The sequence below is a fragment of the Campylobacter sp. CNRCH_2015_1657 genome (assembly GCF_025772685.1).
GTDB lineage: Bacteria > Campylobacterota > Campylobacteria > Campylobacterales > Campylobacteraceae > Campylobacter_D > Campylobacter_D lari_D.
The window spans coordinates 26,649-48,638 of sequence record NZ_JAKMSO010000009.1 but is presented as its reverse complement, the minus strand read 5'-3'; the positions used below and the strand labels follow the sequence as shown (position 1 = coordinate 48,638).

General features: G+C 29.3%; 30 protein-coding genes. 5 read left to right on the top strand and 25 right to left on the bottom strand.

Annotated elements, in window-relative coordinates; translation table 11 throughout:
* The 22 genes from L8X27_RS06750 to L8X27_RS06645 form a co-directional block, all read right to left on the bottom strand.
* Positions 1-993 carry a tetratricopeptide repeat protein gene (locus tag L8X27_RS06750; protein WP_133319659.1) on the bottom strand — a complete coding sequence of 331 codons (993 nt, stop codon included), beginning with the start codon at positions 991-993 and terminating at the stop codon, positions 1-3.
* An 11-nt stretch (positions 994-1,004) separates the two neighbouring features.
* Positions 1,005-1,490 carry a peptidoglycan-associated lipoprotein Pal gene (gene pal / locus L8X27_RS06745; RefSeq protein ID WP_133319660.1) on the bottom strand — a complete coding sequence of 162 codons (486 nt, stop codon included), beginning with the start codon at positions 1,488-1,490 and terminating at the stop codon, positions 1,005-1,007.
* A 66-nt stretch (positions 1,491-1,556) separates the two neighbouring features.
* Complete coding sequence (gene tolB, locus L8X27_RS06740; protein ID WP_133319661.1) at positions 1,557-2,756, bottom strand: Tol-Pal system protein TolB; 1,200 nt, start codon at positions 2,754-2,756, stop codon at positions 1,557-1,559.
* Positions 2,756-3,532: a TonB C-terminal domain-containing protein gene (locus tag L8X27_RS06735; protein ID WP_263671098.1), complete on the bottom strand. Its 777-nt coding sequence runs from the start codon at positions 3,530-3,532 to the stop codon at positions 2,756-2,758. Before L8X27_RS06735 ends, tolB begins: the two co-directional genes overlap by 1 nt.
* A gap of 3 nt (positions 3,533-3,535) precedes the next feature.
* Positions 3,536-3,925, bottom strand: a complete 390-nt coding sequence (locus tag L8X27_RS06730) for an ExbD/TolR family protein (RefSeq protein WP_263661644.1) — start codon at positions 3,923-3,925, stop codon at positions 3,536-3,538.
* Positions 3,926-4,486: a MotA/TolQ/ExbB proton channel family protein gene (locus L8X27_RS06725; protein ID WP_220566504.1), complete on the bottom strand. Its 561-nt coding sequence runs from the start codon at positions 4,484-4,486 to the stop codon at positions 3,926-3,928. It abuts the gene before it with no gap.
* On the bottom strand, positions 4,486-4,878 hold the full coding sequence (atpC, locus tag L8X27_RS06720; protein WP_133319665.1) for an ATP synthase F1 subunit epsilon: 393 nt from the start codon (positions 4,876-4,878) through the stop codon (positions 4,486-4,488). The genes L8X27_RS06725 and atpC overlap by 1 nt, the downstream gene beginning before the upstream one ends.
* 2 nt (positions 4,879-4,880) lie before the next feature.
* On the bottom strand, positions 4,881-6,278 hold the full coding sequence (gene atpD, locus L8X27_RS06715) for a F0F1 ATP synthase subunit beta (RefSeq protein WP_133319666.1): 1,398 nt from the start codon (positions 6,276-6,278) through the stop codon (positions 4,881-4,883).
* Positions 6,279-6,292: 14 nt separating this feature from the next.
* Complete coding sequence (atpG, locus tag L8X27_RS06710) at positions 6,293-7,177, bottom strand: ATP synthase F1 subunit gamma (protein WP_133319667.1); 885 nt, start codon at positions 7,175-7,177, stop codon at positions 6,293-6,295.
* A gap of 9 nt (positions 7,178-7,186) precedes the next feature.
* Entirely contained in the window at positions 7,187-8,692 is a 1,506-nt protein-coding gene (atpA, locus tag L8X27_RS06705; protein WP_133319668.1) for a F0F1 ATP synthase subunit alpha, read from the bottom strand.
* Positions 8,693-8,701: 9 nt separating this feature from the next.
* Positions 8,702-9,223: a F0F1 ATP synthase subunit delta gene (locus L8X27_RS06700; protein ID WP_133319669.1), complete on the bottom strand. Its 522-nt coding sequence runs from the start codon at positions 9,221-9,223 to the stop codon at positions 8,702-8,704.
* The gene (locus L8X27_RS06695; protein ID WP_133319670.1) at positions 9,223-9,735 is read right to left on the bottom strand and encodes a F0F1 ATP synthase subunit B; all 513 of its coding nucleotides are present in this window, start codon (positions 9,733-9,735) and stop codon (positions 9,223-9,225) included. The genes L8X27_RS06700 and L8X27_RS06695 overlap by 1 nt, the downstream gene beginning before the upstream one ends.
* Before the next feature lie 9 nt (positions 9,736-9,744).
* A complete protein-coding gene (locus tag L8X27_RS06690) occupies positions 9,745-10,170 on the bottom strand; it encodes a FoF1 ATP synthase subunit B' (protein ID WP_133319671.1) in 426 nt (141 codons plus the stop codon).
* 63 nt (positions 10,171-10,233) lie between these two features.
* A complete protein-coding gene (locus tag L8X27_RS06685; RefSeq protein ID WP_263671099.1) occupies positions 10,234-11,085 on the bottom strand; it encodes a ParB/RepB/Spo0J family partition protein in 852 nt (283 codons plus the stop codon).
* A 3-nt stretch (positions 11,086-11,088) separates the two neighbouring features.
* On the bottom strand, positions 11,089-11,871 hold the full coding sequence (locus L8X27_RS06680; protein ID WP_012660935.1) for a ParA family protein: 783 nt from the start codon (positions 11,869-11,871) through the stop codon (positions 11,089-11,091).
* Positions 11,868-12,503 carry a biotin--[acetyl-CoA-carboxylase] ligase gene (locus L8X27_RS06675; protein WP_220566507.1) on the bottom strand — a complete coding sequence of 212 codons (636 nt, stop codon included), beginning with the start codon at positions 12,501-12,503 and terminating at the stop codon, positions 11,868-11,870. Before L8X27_RS06675 ends, L8X27_RS06680 begins: the two co-directional genes overlap by 4 nt.
* A complete protein-coding gene (fmt, locus tag L8X27_RS06670) occupies positions 12,484-13,395 on the bottom strand; it encodes a methionyl-tRNA formyltransferase (RefSeq protein ID WP_263671100.1) in 912 nt (303 codons plus the stop codon). The genes L8X27_RS06675 and fmt overlap by 20 nt, the downstream gene beginning before the upstream one ends.
* On the bottom strand, positions 13,392-13,859 hold the full coding sequence (locus L8X27_RS06665) for a DUF6194 family protein (protein ID WP_263671101.1): 468 nt from the start codon (positions 13,857-13,859) through the stop codon (positions 13,392-13,394). Before L8X27_RS06665 ends, fmt begins: the two co-directional genes overlap by 4 nt.
* Positions 13,859-14,902 carry a GTPase ObgE gene (gene obgE, locus L8X27_RS06660; protein WP_263660718.1) on the bottom strand — a complete coding sequence of 348 codons (1,044 nt, stop codon included), beginning with the start codon at positions 14,900-14,902 and terminating at the stop codon, positions 13,859-13,861. Before obgE ends, L8X27_RS06665 begins: the two co-directional genes overlap by 1 nt.
* 95 nt (positions 14,903-14,997) lie before the next feature.
* Complete coding sequence (rpmA, locus tag L8X27_RS06655) at positions 14,998-15,252, bottom strand: 50S ribosomal protein L27 (protein ID WP_039649045.1); 255 nt, start codon at positions 15,250-15,252, stop codon at positions 14,998-15,000.
* A 10-nt stretch (positions 15,253-15,262) separates the two neighbouring features.
* On the bottom strand, positions 15,263-15,571 hold the full coding sequence (gene rplU, locus L8X27_RS06650) for a 50S ribosomal protein L21 (protein ID WP_263671102.1): 309 nt from the start codon (positions 15,569-15,571) through the stop codon (positions 15,263-15,265).
* Between the two features lie 150 nt (positions 15,572-15,721).
* Complete coding sequence (locus L8X27_RS06645; RefSeq protein ID WP_133319678.1) at positions 15,722-16,756, bottom strand: cytochrome-c peroxidase; 1,035 nt, start codon at positions 16,754-16,756, stop codon at positions 15,722-15,724.
* A gap of 198 nt (positions 16,757-16,954) precedes the next feature.
* Here L8X27_RS06645 and plsY point away from each other — a divergent pair, with 198 nt between their 5' ends.
* The 5 genes from plsY to L8X27_RS06620 all read left to right on the top strand — a co-directional run bounded on the left by plsY (position 16,955) and on the right by L8X27_RS06620 (position 20,481).
* Entirely contained in the window at positions 16,955-17,566 is a 612-nt protein-coding gene (gene plsY / locus L8X27_RS06640) for a glycerol-3-phosphate 1-O-acyltransferase PlsY (protein ID WP_133319679.1), read from the top strand.
* Positions 17,551-17,868, top strand: coding sequence for a dihydroneopterin aldolase (locus L8X27_RS06635; RefSeq protein WP_133319680.1), 318 nt, complete (start codon positions 17,551-17,553; stop codon positions 17,866-17,868). Before plsY ends, L8X27_RS06635 begins: the two co-directional genes overlap by 16 nt.
* A 77-nt stretch (positions 17,869-17,945) precedes the next feature.
* Positions 17,946-18,620 carry a homeostatic response regulator transcription factor HsrA gene (gene hsrA, locus L8X27_RS06630; RefSeq protein WP_133319681.1) on the top strand — a complete coding sequence of 225 codons (675 nt, stop codon included), beginning with the start codon at positions 17,946-17,948 and terminating at the stop codon, positions 18,618-18,620.
* A gap of 119 nt (positions 18,621-18,739) precedes the next feature.
* Entirely contained in the window at positions 18,740-18,985 is a 246-nt protein-coding gene (locus L8X27_RS06625) for a YfhL family 4Fe-4S dicluster ferredoxin (protein WP_012660922.1), read from the top strand.
* Entirely contained in the window at positions 18,985-20,481 is a 1,497-nt protein-coding gene (locus tag L8X27_RS06620) for a Ppx/GppA phosphatase family protein (RefSeq protein WP_263671103.1), read from the top strand. Before L8X27_RS06625 ends, L8X27_RS06620 begins: the two co-directional genes overlap by 1 nt.
* Here the strand turns inward: L8X27_RS06620 and L8X27_RS06615 are convergent.
* From L8X27_RS06615 to L8X27_RS06605, 3 genes are read right to left on the bottom strand one after another with little or no spacing between them, the layout of a single operon-like run.
* A complete protein-coding gene (locus L8X27_RS06615) occupies positions 20,478-21,236 on the bottom strand; it encodes a hypothetical protein (RefSeq protein WP_263659706.1) in 759 nt (252 codons plus the stop codon). The two genes, L8X27_RS06620 and L8X27_RS06615, sit on opposite strands and share 4 nt — an antisense overlap.
* A complete protein-coding gene (gene fliN / locus L8X27_RS06610; RefSeq protein WP_133319684.1) occupies positions 21,233-21,529 on the bottom strand; it encodes a flagellar motor switch protein FliN in 297 nt (98 codons plus the stop codon). The genes L8X27_RS06615 and fliN overlap by 4 nt, the downstream gene beginning before the upstream one ends.
* Positions 21,526-21,948 (bottom strand): chemotaxis protein CheX, encoded by a 423-nt coding sequence (locus tag L8X27_RS06605; RefSeq protein ID WP_133319685.1) that lies wholly within the window; start codon positions 21,946-21,948, stop codon positions 21,526-21,528. The genes fliN and L8X27_RS06605 overlap by 4 nt, the downstream gene beginning before the upstream one ends.
* Positions 21,949-21,990 lie beyond the last annotated feature (42 nt).

The following is a 21,990-nucleotide window of genomic DNA, read 5'->3' as shown; positions in this document are numbered from 1 at the left end:
TTATTTTCTATCTGGCGAAACTTTTGCTTCAGGACTATCAGGATAAGCTGTCTTTAAAGCTTTGTAAAATTTATTAGCACTTTTTGGATCCCCAACTTTATCTAAGCTAATAGCCGTATGATAAAGTAATTTTGGCACATAATCACCCTTGGTGCTTATAGCAGAACTTTTTTTGTAAAATCCCAAAGCGCCTGCATAATCTTTTTGTTTATATCTTATCTCTCCAAGCCAAAAAGTAGATCTAGCAGGTTTATAATGGATACTAATTAAATGCTCAAATTTTTCTTTTGCATCATCAAATTGATTTTTATTGGTTTCATCAATAGCTTTTTTTAAAATTTCGCTAGATTGCAGTTTTTTCCAACTATCATCTTTCTCTTGAACAATTTCTTTTTCCAAAGTCGTATTTGTTTCTTTAATGACTTCTTGTGTTTTATTGCTTTCACTAGCAATAGGAACAACTTGAATATTATTTGTTTGATTTTGCACTCTAGCTATTTCCGATTGAAAAAAAGTTATGGTTTGGTTCATATCTTCTTTAGAAACATAATCATCATTAATTTTATTGATCAAAGTTGTTATTTCGCTCAATACTTTTTGAATTTCTTGGTGATTTTTTTCTTGAATTTGCCTATTTTCTTCTACATAAGCTCTTAAATTTTGAATTTCTTTTGTGATATTTGCATCAAAATTTTGATAGTTTTCTTCTAGTGAAAGTAATTTTGTATTTGCTTTAGAATATTGAGCATTTAAACCCTCGGTTACACTTTGTAAACCTTCTATATTTTCTACAGCAGTATTTATCTTACTAGTCAAATTAGTATAATATTCATTTAAAGCTTTTAAGCGTTCTTGATTTTCGTATTGTAATTTTTCATTTTGAGTTAAGCCATAAGGTGTTTTTGTATCTACTTTTCCTGCATCAAATGCTGAAATTTCAGCGTATAAAAAAGTAGCTCCTAAAAGAGCTACTGATAATAATTTGATTTTCATTTATTTAAAACTTATTTTGATAATTTAAATTCTGCACGACGATTTTGCGCATCACAAGCTTTTGTTCTTTCAGTACATACAGGATTAGTTTCTCCATAACTTTTTACGCTTATTCTATCTGCGCTAACACCTTGAGCTACTAAAGATTCTTTAACAGCTTTAGCTCTTTTTAAACCTAGAGCTTGATTATATTCATCAGTTCCCCATTCATCGCAGTTTCCTTCAACTACAATTGCAGCATTCGCGGCTTCTTTGTTGAAAATTTCAGCATTATCTGCAACAACTTTTTGCATATCTTTTCTAACATTAAATTTATCAAAATCAAAATACACATTTGCAATAGAATTTAAAGATTCAAGATTTTCAAATCTATCAGAACCACCACTACCTTTTGATCCATCTACACTACTTGAACTGCTTACACTAGTATTTTTTGTAGCACAACCACTTACAATAACAGCAAACGCAGTAATTGAAGCAAAAATGATTTTTTTCATTGCTTTTCCCCTTTTTTATTTAAAAATCATGTTTAATTATAACAAAAAAAATACAATTTTGATATTTTACCAATCAATTGATTGAATTTTACCTACCTTTAAACCATAATGAAAAGCCCTATTTGCATTAATTCTAATGACTCCTAAGGCACTTTGTGAACCTAAATATTTAATAAATACTACACTTTCTCCATCACTTGAAAATCTTGGAAAAAGATTTTTACCATTTGCAGTGAGTTGTCTTATATAATCACTCTGGGTTGACATTAAATAAAGATTAAAAACCCCACTTTGATTTACCTCCCTGCTAGAATAAACCATATAATGTTTATAGGTAGAAACTGAAGAATTATTTTTACCATGAAAAACTACTTGTTCTGTTAAATTAGAATCTAAATTTTGCATAAAAATATTTGGATAACCTAAACGATCTGATACAAATACGATTTTTTTATCATCATCTACAAAGTTGCCATTTACATCAATACCCGTATAATTTGTAATCTGTTTTAAATCTTTTGTATCTGTATCATACAAATACACATCTGGCTGATCTTTTGGCGCCATAGTAAGTAAAATTTTTTTACCATCATCGCTAACATCAGAAGCAACCATCATACCCTTACTAGCAATGATTTTTGTGATGTTTTTATTTTTCATATTATATTTATAAAGTGTTGGAATTTCATCTTCATAAGCAGTGAAATAAAATGCATCTTGTTCTTTATTTGCCCATTTGGGAAATAAATTTAAACCTTTTGATATTAATATCTTTTGATAAGTTAAAGTATAATCTGCTAACAAAATATCACTTTGCTTATTACCTTGAGTTCTAGCTATTAAAATTTTATGATCCATCCAATCAACCGGTGCAAAACCTAATTTTCTATTCATTTGAGCGACACTTCTATGTGCTAAAAATGGATATTCTTCAATGGAAAGAATTTGCTCATAAAATCTCGTTTTTGTTTCATTTGCAGCTAAAATTTCAACATCAATATCCAAAAGCTTACCATTTTTATTTAAAACATAAGAAAAAATATAATCACCTTGTTTTTCATCTTGAGTTAATTCAAAATTTGAACTCACTTTTATATCATTAACAAGCATATTATAAAAGCTTTTTTTAAGATCTAAATCATTCAATCTTGATTGATCTTTAATATAAATTTTAGGTAATTGCATACCTTTATTTACAACAGATATTGTCGCATCTTGCCCAAATAATACTGAACAAAAAAATAAAAACGCTAATATTTTTCTCATCACTTCTCCGTTTTAAACTCAATTATATCACTAAGTTTCATTTTAATTTTTCTTATTTTACCATTTGGAGGTAAAGTTATGTATTTTCCTTCTAAATTTTGTAAAAATTCTTTCGCCTTTTTATCAAAATTATCACTATGTGCGCTAGTGGTACTTAACAAATAAAAATATCCGTTATTATCAATTACAAATTCTACTTCTATACTTAAATTACCACTAGGATTGTATATTCTCCATCTATCTTCAAGATGTTTTCTAACAACACCTAAAAATTGATCATAAACTCCTATTTTTTGTTCTATAACAGATTGTCCTAATTCTTGATTAATTTGTAGATTTTCATTTAATTGCTTAGAAAAATCATTGATTTTTTCTCTTTGAGTAAAAGTAGGTTTTTTCGATGGCATTGAAGATTGTACTTTTGTAGTTTTTTCTTCTTGATAGTCTTCTATTTTGCCAAATAACTCATTGAAAACACTAGCTTGTTGTTCTACATTTTGAGTATTAACATTTTTATTTGTAGTGTATTTTTGCAAAAGATTCTCTTCAAATAAACTTTGCAAATTTTCCTTTTGTAGCTCTTGTATCATATTTACTTGATTTTGATTTATACTATCTCCAAGTTCTATATTAATAAAACTATTAGGATCATTAGTATATTCAATAGCTTTTGGCTTATATTCGACTAACTTAAAAAATACTAAAAAAACAACAAAAAAATAAACTAAAATCGCATAAGTAAAAGCTTTAAAATTATATGTAGAATTTTCTTCCATTTTTTACTCAGTTTGCAAAGCAACTTTTTGAAAACCCAAATGCTTCATTGTTCTTAAAACACTCATTACATCATCATATTTTAAATTCTTATCCGCTCTAATGAAAACTGTTTCTTGAGTATTATATTGCATTTTTAATGCATTCATATTATCCGCAAAACTTAAAAAATTAAATTTATCTTTTCCTATAAAAATTTCTTTTTTTGCATTAATTGTTATAATTAAACTTTTGATATTTGGAGCACTTGAAGTTTTTTGTGAACCTTGAGGAAGTTGAACTTTTTCTTCATATGTAATACTTGGTGCTGTTACCATTAAAATAGCAAGCAATACAAGCATAATATCCACTAAAGGTGTAATATTTAGTTCGGGTTTTTCTTCTAAAAACATCAATTAAACCTTTGCTGAACTTACTAATACTTTTATCTCACTATCTAAAATATTAATTAGTTCATAAGCTTTGCGTTTGATAATCAAATGAAAACTATATGCGGGAATTGCCACTAAAATTCCACAACCTGTAGCTACCAAAGCTTCACTAATTTTTGGCGCAATAATACTCAAAGAATTTTGCATTTCTAAACCACCAAAAGTTTCAAGTATAGAAATAACTGTACCAAAAAGACCTATAAAAGGAGAGGTTGAAGCAATAATACTAAGCCAAGTTAATCCAATTGTGGCTTTTTTTTCAACAGAATTTTTATAAATATTCATCTTAGTTTCATCAATCTCAATACATTTTTTTAAAATTGATGCACTTTGGCTTAAATCCCTCTCTCCTCTCATCAAAGCTTCTAAAGCCTGACTTTCATCTTGCATCCATTTATTAATAAGCATTAATCTTGAAAATAAAATACTAAAACTAAGTATAAAATACACCGAAAGCCAAGCCAATACAATATAAGTAATTAAGCTTGTATTTTCAAAAAAATGAAAAATTGATTGAAAATCCACTATTTTTGCCTTACATTATTATCCATCTTAGCAAAAGTAGAAGCTAAAGCAACACTATCACTACTCATAGATTTGATTAAATCTTTTGCATCTGCTAATCTTTTTGCTATTTCACTATCACTATTTCCTCCAACCCACACAGCACCTTTTGCTAAAACACTTACTTTCGTTTCAGAAACTTTTGCATGACCTGAATCAATAGCAACTAACTCATGGGTAGAATCTGATTTTTCTATATCTATAATCCCTGCCCTTAAAGAAGAAATTAAAGATGCATGTCCTTTTAAAACACCAAATTCACCTTCACTTCCAGGAAGAACAATAGATTTTACATTATCATTGTAAATCATACCAAGAGGTGTTACCACCTCTATATGTATTAAATTATCCATTATTAAGCCTTAAGTTTTTCTGCTTTTTCAATAACTTCATCAATTCCACCTACCATATAGAAAGCATTTTCAGGTAAATGGTCATATTTCCCTTCTAAAATACCTTTAAAACCTGCTATTGTATCTTCTAAACTAATATATTTACCAGGACTTCCTGTAAATACTTCAGCAACGAAGAATGGTTGAGATAGGAATTTTTCAATTTTTCTTGCTCTTTCAACGATCAATTTATCTTCTTCACTCAATTCATCCATACCTAAAATAGCAATAATATCTTGCAAATCTTTGTATTTTTGAAGTACTGATTGTACTCCACGCGCTACTTTATAATGCTCTTCACCAATAATTTGTGGATCAAGCATTCTTGAAGTAGAATCAAGCGGATCAACAGCTGGATAAATACCTTTTTCAGCAATCGATCTATTTAAAACCGTAGTTGCATCCAAATGCGCAAAAACAGTTGCAGGAGCAGGGTCTGTTAAATCATCTGCTGGCACATAAACTGCTTGAACTGAAGTAATAGAACCTTTTTTAGTTGAAGTAATTCTTTCTTGGAATTTACCCATTTCGCTAGCTAAAGTTGGTTGATAGCCAACAGCTGAAGGAATTCTTCCTAAAAGTGCTGACATTTCAGAACCTGATTGTGAAAATCTAAAGATATTATCAATAAACATCAACACATCAAGTCCCATTTCATCTCTAAAATACTCAGCCATAGTAAGACCTGTTAAAGCAATACGATTTCTTGCTCCTGGTGGTTCATTCATTTGACCATAACATAATGCAACTTTATCTAAAACATTACTTTCTTTCATTTCATTGTAAAGATCATTACCCTCACGAGTTCTTTCACCAACACCTGCAAAAACAGAATAACCGCTATGCTTAAATGCAACATTGTGGATTAACTCCATAATAATAACGGTTTTACCAACGCCTGCACCACCAAAAAGTCCTACTTTACCACCTTTTGCATAAGGAGCTAACAAATCAACTACCTTAATACCTGTTTCAAAAATTTCACTTTTTGTACTTTGCTCTTCAAATGGAGGTGGATCTCTATGGATTGACCAATGCTTATCAAAATTGATCTCTTCACCCTCATCAATCAAATCACCTGTTACATTGAAAATTCTTCCAAGTACTTTTTCGCCCACTGGAACGCTAATTGGGTTTCCAGTCGCAACAGCCGTTAAACCCCTAACAAGACCATCAGTCATATCCATAGCGATAGTTCTTACTTTATTATCACCCAAATGCGCAGCTACTTCAAGCACTAGCTTGCATTCTTTTCCTTCTAATTCATAATTTACAATTATAGCTTCGTTAATTTGTGGAAGATATTCTTTAAATTCAACATCAACCACTGGTCCTAAAACTTGAGAAATAAAACCTTGCATCATCACTCCTAAATTTATTTCATTGACTCAACACCACTGATAATTTCTATCAATTCGGTGGTAATAGATTCTTGTCTTGCTTTATTATAAGCTAAATTGAGCTGTTTAACTCTAGCTTTTGCATTATTGGTTGCATTATCCATAGCTTGCATTCTTGCACTATGCTCAGCCGCCAAAGAATCAACTAAAGAAAAATACATATTATATTCAAAATAAGTTTTTAATAAATCATTTAAAATTTCTTCATCTTCAGGTTCTAAATCCATTAAAGATTGAGACTCTTGTTCTTCTTTGCTCGCAATAGCTTGCACTGGTAATAATTCATTAATACGAATTTCTTGCGAAATCATATTTTTATAGCCATTGTGTACAATTACAACCTTATCTGTAACTTCATTTATAAAATCATCAACTGCATTTTCAATAATAGCACAAGCTTTTTCATAATCAGGGCTAGAGCTTGTGTCTAAATATTTTTCTAAAATTTCAATATTTTGAAAATTAAAATACTCTATACCTGTTTTACCAATAGCTCTTAATCTTACTTTGATTTTTTTTGCTTTACAATCTTCAAGCATTTCATTTACTGTTTTAATAGTTTTAATATTAAAACCACCGCATAAACCTTTATCAGCAGTAATGAAAATAATATCCATTTTCTCAATATTGTCTTTTTTTCTAAAAAACGGAAGTTTATCATCAAGTCCTTCGTATTGATTAATCTTGAATGCAATTTCAGATAAAACTTCATCAATTTTTTGAGCAAAAATCTTTGACTTTTTAGCTGCCTCTTCTGCCTTTCTTAATTTGGCAGTAGAGACAAGCTTCATAGCATTAGTTGTCTTTTGTGTATTATGGACACTTTTTATTTTTCTTTTAATTTCTTTTAAATTAGACATTTAAAAACCTTATATGTGGTTTGCTTTAAACTCACTCAATGCTTTAGCTAATTTTTCTTCTAAATCTTTATCTAAAGCCTTTTTGGTTCTAATTTGCTCAAAAATTTCTGGATATTTAGCTTCAATAAATGGATATAAGGCTGCTTCAAATTCTCCTATTTTTGAAACTGCAATATCATCTAAATATCCTTTAGTTCCTGCATAAATCATCACTACTTGATTTTCAGCTGAAAGCGGAGAATATGGAGGCTGCTTTAGAACTTCAACCATTCTTTGTCCACGCTCAAGTTGTTTTCTACTTGCTTCATCTAAATCACTTGCAAATTGCGCAAAAGCTTGCAATTCTCTATATTGAGCTAAGTCAAGTCTTAAGGTACCTGAAACTTGTTTTGTTGCTTTAATTTGTGCAGCACCACCAACACGAGATACAGATAAACCAACATTAATCGCAGGACGAATACCTGAATTAAACAAATCTGTCTCTAAGAAAATTTGACCATCGGTAATTGAAATAACATTGGTTGGAATGTAAGCTGAAACATCCCCTGCTTGAGTTTCAATAATAGGTAATGCTGTTAAGCTTCCTGCGCCAAGCTCATCACTTAATTTACTTGCTCTTTCAAGCAATCTTGAATGTAAATAAAATACATCCCCTGGATAAGCTTCGCGACCCGGAGGACGACGCAAAATCAAAGACATTTCACGATAGGCAACAGCATGCTTACTCAAATCATCATAAACAATCAACGCATGTCTTGAGTTATCTCTAAAATACTCACCCATAGTTACACCTGTATATGGAGCAAGATATTGCAATGCAGCAGGATCTGAAGCACCTGCATTTACCACTATACTATAATCCATTGCGCCGTATTCTTCAAGCTTTTTAACTACTTGAGCCACTGTGCTTTGTTTTTGACCAATTGCCACATAAATACAAATAACATCTTTACCTTTTTGACTAATAATTGTATCTATTGCAACAGTAGTTTTACCCGTTTGTCTATCACCAATAATTAACTCTCTTTGTCCTCTACCAATTGGAACTAAAGCATCAATAGCTTTAATACCCGTATGTAATGGTTCATGAACACTTTTTCTAGCCATAATACCTTTTGCTTTTTCTTCTACAAAGCGATATTCACTTGTTTCAATCGCTCCCTTAGCATCAATTGGCTCACCTAAAGCATTTACAACACGGCCTATCAACGCATCACCAACTGGAACCTTTAGAAGTTTTTTTAATCTTTTTACAGAACTTCCTTCTTTTAAGCCAAGTCCCTTTCCTAAAATAACAATACCAACACTTGATTCTTCAAGGTTAAGCACCATTCCCTTTTCGCCATTTTCAAATTCAACCATCTCACCGGCCATAGCATTTTTAAGACCATAAACCTTAGCAACACCATCAGCAACTGAAATAATCTTACCGGTTTCTTCTATTTCAAGATTAAAATCAAATTTTTCAATTCTTTCTTTTATAATAGAACTAATTTCATCTGCTTTAAATTTCATCAAGTCTCCTTAAATTGCTTTTAATATATATTCATTCATTTTAGCTTTTAAGCTTTGCATTGAAAATGAAATTTCATAACCAAGTCCATCTAAGCTAATTTTTACACTGTCATTATCACTTATTTTACTATCTAATCTAATCTTTGCGTTGAATTTAAGACTAAGTTTTTCTTCTAAATTTTTAATTTCTTCTTCACTTAATTTTTCTTTTGAATAAACTTGCCCTAAAAATTCATTTTCTTTTAATGCTTTTTGTTCACTCAATTCTTTAGTAATGCTTGGAATTAACATCTCTCTATTGTTGCCAACAACTAAGCTCATAAAATTTTTAAAAGCATCACTTGGATTATCTAATAAAGAAAGTATAAAATCTAATTTTTTTTCTTGTTTAAGCTCATAAGCATTTAAAATACTTACAAATTTATCAGAAGCAAAAGCTGAACTAAGTTGTAATAAATTTGAATAAAAATTTTCAAAATCTTTTCTTTCTAATATAGCTTTTGCATAGGTTTTTGCAATTACACTTTCCATCAAGACACCTTTTTCATCATGATATTTAAAATTTCTTTTTGCTGAAGCTGTAAACTTTGATCTTCAAAAATTTCTTCTAAAACCGCTTGCACAACTTCTTTTTCCATTCTTCTTATTTCATATTCTTTATGCTCTTCATAAGTTTTTTCTAAAGCCTTAATCTCCATTTTTGTTTCAGCTTCTATTTTATCTGTAATGATTTCTGCTTCTTTTTTTGCAAGAGCAACTGCATTAATTGCTTCTTGTTTAGCTAAATCTAGTTTTTTCATCATTTCTAATTTATGATTTTTGCTTGCAATAAGTTTTTCTTGTATTTCATTCATCCTAGAGGCAATTTTTGCAATTCTTCCGTGGTAAAAATTTTTTAAAGGTGTTGCTATAAAATAATATAAAATAGCAGCAAACAAAACAAAATTAACTGCTCTTGGGATAATATCATACTCGCCACTTCCATTACCTGCTGCAAAAGCATAAAAAGGAAGCACCGATAATAATGTAATTTTTTTCAACATTTATCTTCCTTAAATTTTACTCAAGCTATCTTTAAAGCTTTGCTTAAATTCTGGCATTTTTAACCGCATCTCTTCTTTTAATTCTTTTTCTTTTTCTCTTAGACTTTTTAGAAAAACATGCATTTGTTCTTCTAATTCTTTTTTCTTTATTGATAATTCTTTTTCTTGTTTTATTTTAGCTTCTTCTACTGCTTTTGCTTTGATTTGATTAATCTCATCTCTTGTTTGTATATGAATTTTTTCCAACTCATTTTCTACATTTGAAACATCATCAGAATTTTTTTTCATTTTTTCTTCGTCATTTTTAATAGTCAAATCTCTAGAATCCATAAATTTAATCAAAGGTTTATAGAGTATAGAATTTAAAATTGCTATCATGAGCAAAAAAATGACACCAGTAGCTATCATGATGGAAAAATGTACATCATTAAACATTAATACTCCTAAATAAATCTAAATAAAACGCGCAATTATACCAAAATATACCTAAAAGCATATTTAATCTAGTATTTTAAAAAATTTTAAAATCTCATTTTCGTCAGAAAAATTAACAATAATTTTTAAATCTTTCACTACTGTCTTAAATCCAAAAGATTCTATTTTTTCTTTTAAATTTAATATAGATTGATTTTGCTTATTTAAATTTGTATTTTTTTCTAAATTATTTGAATTTTTAAAATTTTTAATCAGTTTTTCTGTATCTCTTACATTAAGTTTTTGACCTATGATAGTATCAACTATCATTTTTTCTTCTTCTTTTTCAAGTCCTACTAAAACTTTTGCATGACCTTGTGAAATTTTACCTTCTATAATGAAATTTTGCGTTTGCTCATTTAAATTTAAAAGTCTTAAGGTATTAGCAATTTGTGGTCTTGACTTGTGAATAAGATCTGCTAATTTTTCTTGAGTTATGTCATGAATTTCCAATAATTCTTTATAAGAATGTGCCAATTCTATAGGATTTAAATTTTCCCTTTGGATATTTTCAATCAAAGCAAGCTCGCGTAATTTTATATCATCCACATTTAAAACTACGGCTTTAATCTGTTCTTTTTCTAAAAGCTTACATGCTCTAAATCTTCTCTCGCCAGCTATTATAATATAATCAAATTCATCTTTTTTAAAAACTACAATAGGCTGAATTAAACCATATTCTTTAATAGACCCCGCAAGCTCTTCTAAAGCTTGTGTATCAAAATTTTTTCTTGGCTGATAAGGATTTGGACTAATTAAATCTATATCAATTTCTTCTATTTTGCCTTCTTTTGATCCTAATTCTTTTTCATAAACCTCATCAATATCAGCCAAAATACTACTTAAACCTCTTCCTAATGCACTTTTTTTTGCCATTTTTTATCCTAATATAGAATGTGCTAAATTTTGATATGCTACTGAACCTGGGGATTTTATATCATAAAGTATAATAGGTTTTCCATAACTTGGACTTTCAGCAAGTTTTACATTTCTTGGTATGATGATAAAATCATCTTCATTATCACCTGTTCTAAATAGCTTTTGCTTGAAATTTTGTTTTAAATCTTCCACGGTATCTTTTGAAAGATTATTTTGTGAGCTATACATAGTTGGTAAAAAACCTTTTATTTTTAACTTTGGGTTGATAGTTTTTTTCACAAATTTTATGGTGTTTAAAACCATCGCAACACCCTCAAGCGCATAAAATTCACATTGTATAGGGATAATAACACTATCGCTTGCTGCAAAAGCATTTACCGTAATGCTTCCAAGTGCAGGAGGTGAGTCAATGATAATAAAATCATAATCTTTAGCAATTTCTTTGATTTTTTCTCTTAAAATCGTTCTATATTCTCCGCTTTCTTTTACTACTTCTTGTTCAATTCCAACCAAAGAAATATTTGATGGAGCTAAGTATAATTGTGGAAGTTCAGTTTTTAAAATGATTTCAGAAAGTTTTTTCCTGCCTATAAAAACATGGTAAATATTATACTCATAATTACTTCTATTAAAACCAAGTCCTGTTGTAGCATTAGCTTGTGGATCAATATCTATCAAAAGAACCTTTTTTTCAGCTACTGCTAAAGAAGCCGCTAGATTAATAGCGGTAGTAGTTTTACCTACCCCACCTTTTTGATTTGCAATAGTTATTATCTCACTCATCTTAAACTATATATCCTTTTATTATCTAACAATATAGAACCATCTTTATACAACAAAGCATCTTTTAAAGATAAAATCTTACCTTCATTATGTATAAAAAAATTTCTTGATTTTTCAAATTCTAGCATATACTTGCTAAAAATATTCTTCCATAAAATTTTCTCATCTACATAAGAAAAATACTCATTTAAAAGTTTTGCTATATCTACTTCTATATCTAAAATTTCAGCATTAAATGGAGCATATTTAAGATTAATCCCTATTCCTACAACCAAAAAATCATTGATTTTAGAACTCATCAGACCGCCTATTTTTTTATCTTCTATATAAAAATCATTGGGCCATTTAATCCATACTTTCGAATTTTTTCTTTGCAATACTTCTTTCATTAAAAATGCAAAATATATACTAGCAGAAGCCAAAGGAAGATCTTGTGCTAATTCTTGAGTTTTTATACAAAAAGATACATGTAAATTTCCTTGCTTACTTTGCCAAGTATTGTCCCTACTACCTATACCAGCACTTTGGATAAAAGCACAAATGGCTGTATTGTTAGTAATTTCTCCACTACGAATTTTATCACTTAAATAAATTTGAGTTGATTCAAGCTCATCAAAATAAACTATCTCCAAGTTTTAACCTTTTTCCATTTAAATAAGTCTTAGCGTCTAAAGCCTTTTTTCCACTTTCTTGTAAATTTTTAATCCTTAAAACACCTTTTTTACATGAAAGCAAAAAGCCTTCCTTTTCTATTTGTAAAATCACACCTGATTTTTGAGTTTTTTCACTATCAACTAATTCTATATCTAAAAATTTCAAACCATTTTCTAAAAAAATTCCGGGCCAAGGTGTAAAAGCTAAAAATTTTTGAAAAATTTCATTTGCATTATTTAAAGCAATCAAGCCATCTTCTTTTTTGATTTTTTTACAATGTGTAACTAAATTTTCATCTTGTTTTTTTGGGATAATTTTTTCAAAATTTAAAAGTGTAGAAACAGTAAGCTTAGCAGCTAAATTTGAAAGCATAATAAACACTTCAGCTGAATTTTTACCTTCTATATGACATTCTATACTTTCTAAAATTGCACCACTATCAAGCCCTTCTTCCATAAGCATAGAACAAACCCCGCTTATTTTATCCGCATTTAAAATAGCACTTTGTATAGGCGAAGCCCCGCGATATTTAGGAAGTAAGGAAGCGTGCAAATTGATACAAGGAGCAATATCTAAAATTTCTTTTGGTAAAATTTTCCCATAAGCAGCAACAACTATAAAATCAGGTTTTAGGCTTTTTATTCTATTAGTTATGTTTTCATCTTTTAAGCTTTTTGGAGTGAAAATTTCTATATTTAAATTATTTTCTAAAATAAATTTTTTAGTATCACTTGGGGTTAAAATTTGTTTTCTACCCACAGGTTTGTCAGGTTGAGTAAATAAAGCTTGGACATTAAACCCTTTATCAACAAGCTCTTTTAAAATACAAGTTGCATAAGATGGAGTTCCCATAAAAATGATATTTTTCATAATACCACTATCCTTTTTTTATAAGTTTTTATAGCTTTTTGATATGAAAGCTCAAGATAATCTTTAAAAATTTCAAAATTTTTTCTAGAAGGGTTGTTGATGCAAATATACCCCATATAAGCATAAATTGGATGAGGCATGGTAAAATCAAGCATAGAAAAATCATAATTTAAATTAACAACCTCACCCTTTAAAGCTTTTTTAGGTTTTTTACCAAAAAGATTTTGGTAATCTTGATCACAAAGAGAGCAACTTAGACGAAATACACCTTCTCTATTTAAATTTGAAGCTTTATCATTTATGCCATCATTTTCTTTAATAGTGCAAAAATAAACTCCGTTTTTTAAAACCTTATCGGGATTATAAAAAAAGCTATGTTCTTTATAAGTAAATTTATATACCAAGCCTTTAAAATTAGACTTGATATATTCTTGAATAAAATCTATAGTTAAATTTTCACTCATCAAAGATTATTTTGACTTCTAATTTTTTTAACTTCTTCTAAAAGCATAAATTTAAGCTCTTTAAGTCCAGTTTTTTCAAGGCTTGATACTTTAACAAAAAAGCTTTGTGGATTATTTTGACTTTGCAAATAAGCTTTTAGCTCATTATAATCTTCTTCCATTTTTTGTGCAAATTCTTCGCCTAAATTTACGCTATCACTTTTTGAAAGCATTAAGCCAAAATTTCTTGCATAAAGTTTGCTTGAAAATTTTTCCAATTCTTTTCTTAAAATACAAAATTGCTCTTTTAAACTCATATCTCTTAATGGATCAAGCACAAAAAGCAAAAAAGAAGTCCTTTCTATATGTCTTAAAAACTCAAGTCCCAAACCCCTGCCATCGCTTGCACCTTCTATAATACCTGGGATATCTGCCATTACAAAAGAATTATAATCATCTACTTCAACCATACCAAGTTTTGGAGTTAAAGTAGTAAATTCATAATTAGCTATTTCAGGTCTTGCATTAGATACTACGCTTATAAGAGTGGATTTTCCTACATTTGGAAAGCCCACAAGCCCAACATCTGCTATGAGTTTTAATTCTAAGCGCACACTTAAAGTTTTTCCTGCCACGCCTGGTTGGGCATAATCTGGGCGTTGATTAGTAGAGTTTTTAAAATGAGTATTGCCAAGACCACCTTTACCGCCTTTTAAAAATAATTCTTTTTGGCCTTCTACTAACATATCAAGCAAAACTTCCCCACTTTGTGCGTCAATTACTTGAGTGCCTTGAGGAACGATTAATTCTAAACTCTCCCCTCTTTTGCCGTTTTTATTACGACCTAAGCCTGGCTGGCCATTTTGTGCTTTAAGTTCTTTTTTACCTTTAAAGTGCGCTAGCGTATGGGTATTATTATCACATATAAAATATACATCGCCGCCATTTCCACCATCGCCACCATCAGGCCCACCGAGTGGAACATGTTTTTCACGGCGAAAACTCACAGCGCCTTTGCCACCATTACCTGAACTTAAAACTAATTTCACATTATCTATAAACATACAATCACCAAAGTATAAATTTTTAAAATGATATTATATTTTTTTTAATATATTAAGATTAAAAAGAAGAAAAAGGCTACAAAGTAGCCTTAAAATTATGCAGGATAAACAGAAACTTTTTTTCTATTTTTATCTTTTCTTTCGAATTTTACGAAACCATCAATTAAAGCAAAAATTGTATGATCTTTTCCTATGCCTACATTATTACCCGCATGAGTTGCTGTTCCTCTTTGGCGGATGATGATGTTGCCAGCGCGAACAAATTCTCCACCAAATTTTTTAACACCTAGACGACGACCTATAGAATCACGATTATTCTGAGTTGAACCTTGACCTTTCTTGTGTGCCATTCTTTACTCCTTAAGCTTTAATATCTACTACTCTAACGCGAGTAAATTGTCTTCTAAAACCGCGTTTTAATTTTGAGTCTTTTCTGCGTCTTTTTTTATAAATCACAACTTTTTTGTCTTTTCCATGAGCAATCACTTCTAAAACAACTTTTGCACCCGCAACAAACGGCACACCTACCTTTAATTCTTTATCACATACAGCAAGAACTTCACTTACTTCTATGCTTGATTTTGCTTCAGCTTCAAAACGATCTAGTTTAAGCTCATCACCTTGGCTTACTCTGTATTGTTTTCCACTGTGTTTTATAATAGCATACATACAGCTATCCTTTCTTAAAATATTTTGGTAGCACCATAAAGCATTATGCATAAACATAAATTTAGAAAGCTTTAATGGCTAAAAGCAGTAATTATATCTTGATTTTGTATAAAGTAAGCTTAAGACGCAAAAAGCGTCTTAAGATTTAAATTAAAGCTCTGGTTTTGGAGTTTTTTCAGTTGCTTTTGGAAGTTGAGGGTAAGTAATGCTTGGTTTTTTACCTGTTAAGGCATGTAAGAAAGTTTCTATAGAAGCTGCTTCTTTATCAGAAATTTCTATGCCAAGTTGCACACTGCCCATTTCTTTGATTGCTTCTTGTAAAGACCAAATAGCACCATTGTGAAAATACGGAGCAGTTTCAGCAATATTTCTTAAGGTTGGAGTTTTAACTAAGCCATTTGCATCACCTTTAAAATCACCTACATTTGCAAATTTATATTTAGCTGCTACTTGGAAAGCCTGCATACTACCACCTAAATTTACCCCTGTATGACAAGCTGTACAGCCTTTATCGATGAAAGTTTTCAAACCTTCTTTTTCTTTTTTATTTAATGCTTTTGTATCACCTTCTAAGAATTTATCAAATTTAGATGGAGTTAAAAGTGTTCTTTCAAATGTAGCAATAGCATCTGCAATATTATCAAAAGTTACTCCACTGCTACCATAAACTTTTTTAAATTCTTTTACATATTCTGGCATAGAAGCTATTTTTTCTACTGCTAATTTAGCAGGAGTTGCCATTTCAGGTTCTGCTTCAATTGGTCCTTTTGCTTGATCTGCTAAAGTTCCTGCTCTACCATCCCAAAATTGAGTTGAATTTAAAACTGAGTTATAAACTGTTGGCGAATTTAAATGATGAGGATTAGCTGTCCATTTATGTCCTACAGCAGCCGCTATACCATCAGTACCACCCATACCTAAATTATGACAGGTATTACAAGAAATCAAACCACTTTTAGAAAGTCTTGGCTCAAAATACAGCTTTTTACCAAGGTTAGCTTTCTCTTTAGAGAATTTACTAGCTTTAATACCCATTTCTTTTAATAGTTTTTCAACACCTGTCTGATCTTTTGGTAAAGGTGCCAAACCTGCAGCTTTTGCTTCATCAAGCAAAGCTTTATCGTTAGCAAAAGCAGTTGATGCAACTAATAATGATGATGCAACTAATAATGAAATTTTTTTCATTATCTACTCCTAAATAAGATAAAATAAAGCCTATTTAAAATAAACTTATTGAAAATATATCTATAATTTTCTTTAAATAATATAAAAAATTTATATTTAACAATAAAAATTATTATAGGAGAAAATATCTCTTAAATATTTATTTCAGGGTTTTTTGCTATTATTACAGAGTTTTACAAAAATCTTAGGGAAAAGTAAATGGAAAATTTAATAATCTATCTTTTAGCTTATCTCATAGGCGCTATACCATTTGGGCTTTTACTAGCTCAAATCTTTGCTAAAACAAACATTAAAAATATGGGTAGTAAAAGTATAGGCGCTACAAATGTTTTAAGGGTAGTAAAAGAAAGCGATCCTAAACTAGCTAAAATACTTGCTATTGCAACCGCTATTTTAGACGCATTAAAAGGAATCATACCTATATTAGTGGCAAAATTTATGGGCTATGATGAAAATATCTTATGGACTATGGCTGTTTTAGCAGTATTTGGGCACTGCTTTTCTCCTTATTTAAAATTTGAAGGTGGCAAAGGAGTGGCTACAGGGGCTGGGGTCTTAACAGTATTTTTACCTTTTGAAATAATATCTGCGGTTTTAGCTTGGTTTATCATAGGAAAGGTATTTAAAATTTCAAGCTTAGCTTCATTAGGAGCTTTAATTGTTTTAATAGCTACTTCATTTATTTTTCATTATAACATGCCTGTGATCAACACCCATGCACCAATTTTTGTTATTGCATTTATAGTAATTTATAAACATATACCAAATATTTTAAGGCTTATTGGAAAACAAGAATGCAAAGTCATATAAAAGTCAGTTTAGAATTTAAATGTATTATAGGGCTTTTGGATTTTGAAAGAATTCAAGAACAAAAAGTTATTATAGAACTAGAAGCTAAAAGTAAAAAATTTTTAGATTATGCAAAACTTTGTATTAGAATAGAAAAAATTTATAAAAAGAAAAAATTTAAAACTATAGAAAAATCTTTAAAATACATATGCAAGGATATTAAAAAACATAATAAAAAGCTTAAATTTATAAATATCACTTGTTACAAACCTGATATTATCAAAAATGCATGCGTTGGAGCTAGTCTGAGTAAAAAATATTAAAATTTTTTTAAAGAATTTTGAACATTTGCTTAATTTGTGTTATACTTTTGCACTAAAACTATCTTCAAAGGAATAAAATGCGTATTTTAGTTGTAGAAGATGAAGCATCACTTAATAAAACTCTATCAAATACCTTAAATGAGTTTGGCTATCAAAGTGATACTTCAGAAAATTTTAAAGACGCTGAGTATTTTATAGGTATTAGACACTATGATTTAGTATTATCAAATTGGACTATTGGCAATAATGATGCAAGTGATTTAATTAATGCCATTAAGCAAAAATCTCCAAGAACCGCTATAGTTACAATATGCGCAAAAGCAGATAAAGAAAATGAAATCAAAGCTTTGAAAGCTGGAGCAGATGATTATATAAAAAAACCTTTAGATTTTGAAATTTTAATGGCGAGAATTGAAGCTAGACTTAGATTTGGCGGAACAAATGTGATCAAAATCGATGATTTAGTGATTGATCCTGATGAAGAAAAAATCACTTATCAAGGAAAAGATATAGAATTAAAAGGAAAACCTTTTGAAGTTTTAACTCATTTAGCTAGACATTCAGATCAGATTGTGTCAAAAGAACAACTTTTAGATGCTATTTGGGAAGAACCTGAACTTGTAACTCCAAATGTTATAGAGGTTGCAATCAATCAAATAAGACAAAAAATGGATAAACCGCTTAACATCTCTACCATAGAAACCGTGCGTCGTAGAGGGTATCGTTTTTGTTTTCCTAAAAAAACTAACTAAAATTTTAGAATGATTTAATCATTCTAAAAAGTAGATTTTGTTTTTTCTTTCATTTTAAATTACCTATAAGTTTTTATATAGTATAAGTTTGCTTTATTACTTATAAAAAGGAAAAAAATATGTCACTTTTAATCACTAGAGAATGCATATCCTGTGATGCATGTAGGGAAGAATGTCCCGATGAAGCAATCTATGATAATGATCCAATTTATGTCATAGATCCTGATCTTTGTACTGAATGTGTGAATGAATTTTCAGAACCAGCTTGTATAGTAGCTTGTCCAGTAGATTGTATCATACCTGATCCTGATAATGTAGAAAGCATTGATGAGCTTCGTTTAAAACATAAAAATAAAGATATTTAATGGCTAAAAAAACAGCAGTAATTGACCTTGGCTCTAATTCCGTTCGTATGGTAGTTTTTGAAAAAACCTCAAGATATGGTTTTTTCATTTGCAGTGAGCACAAAAAGAAAGTAAGACTTGGAGAAAATGCTTACAATAATAATAAAATTCTTCAAGAAGAAGCCATGCTTAAAGCCGAAAAAGCTTTAACTTATTTTAAGGAAAAAGCTTTAAAAGAAAAATGTAGAAAAATTATTGCTGTTGGAACTTCTGCATTAAGAGATGCGCCCAATGCTAAAGATTTCATAGCTAGAATAGCAAAAAATGTAGGTTTAAATATAAAATGTATTAATGGAAAAACAGAGTCATTTTTAGGTGGGCTTGCTGCGCTAAATTTACTATCAGATATTCAAAATGCCACCACTATAGATATAGGTGGAGGATCGACTGAGCTTTGTTTAATCAAAGAAGGTAAGATTGTAGATTGTATTTCACTTGATCTTGGCACAGTAAGATTAAAAGAAATTTTTTACGATACAAAAAAATTTAATGCACTAGACCAATTTATACAAGAAGCACTAAAACAAGTTCCAAAGCATTTTCAAAATGAAAATATCATTGCCATAGGTGGAAGTTTAAGGGCATTGTCAAATTCTATAATGAAAAAAAACTCTTACCCGTTAAAAATGATTCATAATTTTAGTTATAGTTTTGAAAAAGAAAAAAATCACATAGAAAAAATTCAAAATGCTAAAAATTTAAATGATTTTAACATAAAAAAAGATCGTTTTGATACTATAAAAGAAGGATGTGTGATATTTTTAGCACTAGCAAAAAATTTAAAAGCTAAAAATATCATCACCTCTGCAGTGGGTGTTAGAGAAGGTGTATTTTTATCTAATCTTTTTCAAAAATATACTAAAATAAAAAACGAAACAACGGATTTTTCAAAATTTAATGCCAAATTTCCTCCGAATTTCAATCCAAGCTTAAAATCTATACAAGATCGTTTTAGTATAGATTATAATGATAAAAGTGCTTATTTTGCAAATAAACTATTTGATACTCTTTTGCCTATCCATAAAATTAATCTTACTTTTAAAAAAGATCTTATAAATGCTGCAAAATTATCGCATATAGGCGAGAGAATTAATTTTTATTTTGCCAATGAACATAGTGCTTATATAGCTCTAAATAGCCTGCATTTTGGTTTTTCACATAAAGAAATTTTATTAATTTCTACTATTTTAAAAGCTAATGGAAAAAAAATCAATCCATTTGCGATAGAAAATATAAAAGATTTACTACCAAATAATCACATATTAGCTTGGCTTAATTTTATTTTAGCTTTATCAAAAAAACTTGCAAAAGACACTGATGAGAATCTTGATTTCACGCTAAAAAATCATACTTTGTATATATACTCGACTAAAAAACAAATTTATTTTTCAAAAGAAGAAATCAAAAAAATTTCAAAGCCAAAACTTATCATTTTGGCTTTTAATCAGCAAAATTAATTATTTTGTTTTAAAAGTAAATTTTGCAATCTTTGTTTATTTTCTTCAAAATAAGAATCAAAATCTTTTTCTTTTGGCTTTTGAGGTGCTTTGTTTTGTTCTTCATTTTTTATCAAAGCTTCATTTGTTTCTAATACCACATTAGAATTTCCTATAATCATAGTATAACGCTTTAAACCATATTCAAAAACTACAAGTTGATTGTGTCTATCAAGTGGTCTTTGAAAGATTAAATTAAAATTCCTATCTAAAGGGTGTTTTTGTCTTAGATATATTTTTAAAAACCAAAGTCCAACAAGCAAAAGTATCAAAACGCTTACAACTAAAATATAATTTGTAAAATCATATTCTTGCATTTTTATTTCCTCGTTTTTTTCCTCTAAGCTTTTTTTAGTACTTAAATTTACACCTTCTTTTTGAGCACGCAATCTTAAACCATATTCACCAATCGCATCAGCGGTGATTTGTATTTTATCACCTACACTTAAAGCTATAAAAGTTTTTTTATCTTCTGAAAAAATTTTAATTTTTTTTATAATATCAGAATTTAACGCTCTATCTTCCTCTTTTGCACTTTTAGCATTTAAAGTAAAAATAATAATACCATCTTTTTTCTTTTGACTAATACCTTCTTTATAAGGAACATCAAATGAAAAAGTAATATCCACCCTATCTTCTCTTGGATAAATATTGTAATCAAGAATTTTTGCCCCAAAAAGAGGTAAAGCAAGTAGTAAAATCCAAATAAATTTCATTGCAATTCTTTTTTGAAATACTGCAATACTGATTTAGAATCTAAAATTTCATTAATCCTTATAGCAAGGTTTTTCTCATACACCATTACCTCACCTTTTCCAAAAATTCTTCTATTTAAATAAAGTTCCACGCTTTCACCCGCTGGCTTTTCAAGGTCTATCACAGAACCAACTTCTAGCTTTAAAAGCTCTCTTACGCTCATATTAGTAGTACCAAGCTCACTAACAAAATCAACGCTAATATCTAAAATATCTTCATAAGATTGCAACAATCCTAAATGATCTTCTATCATAATTTTTTATAACCTATTCTAAAACGAGCATTTTTCATTTCATAAGTAAATTTTTCTTTGAGTTTGATTTTTGAAAATCCATCAATACGTCCTAAATATTCAGGAACACCCAAGCGATATTCATCTTTGCCATTAGTGTCATTAAGTAATTTTTTGGCATAACCTATAATTTGATTAGCTACTTCTTTTACTAAATCTGCTAGATCATCTTCTTTTAACTCTTCATGCAATAAAAATTGCGCAATCTCATTAAGAGCCTTTTTTTGAAAAAACAGATAAAAACTATATTCTTCATCTTTAAAATACAAAGGTATAGAAGCCCCATAAAGCTCGCCTCTAATCACGCTTGTTGGTGTAATTTTAAGTTTTAAAATGTGTTCACAAAAGTGATAAATCGAATATTCTAGTGTTTTAGTCATAGTTTTTTCCTTAGATAACTTTATAATAAATTTATTTTACTA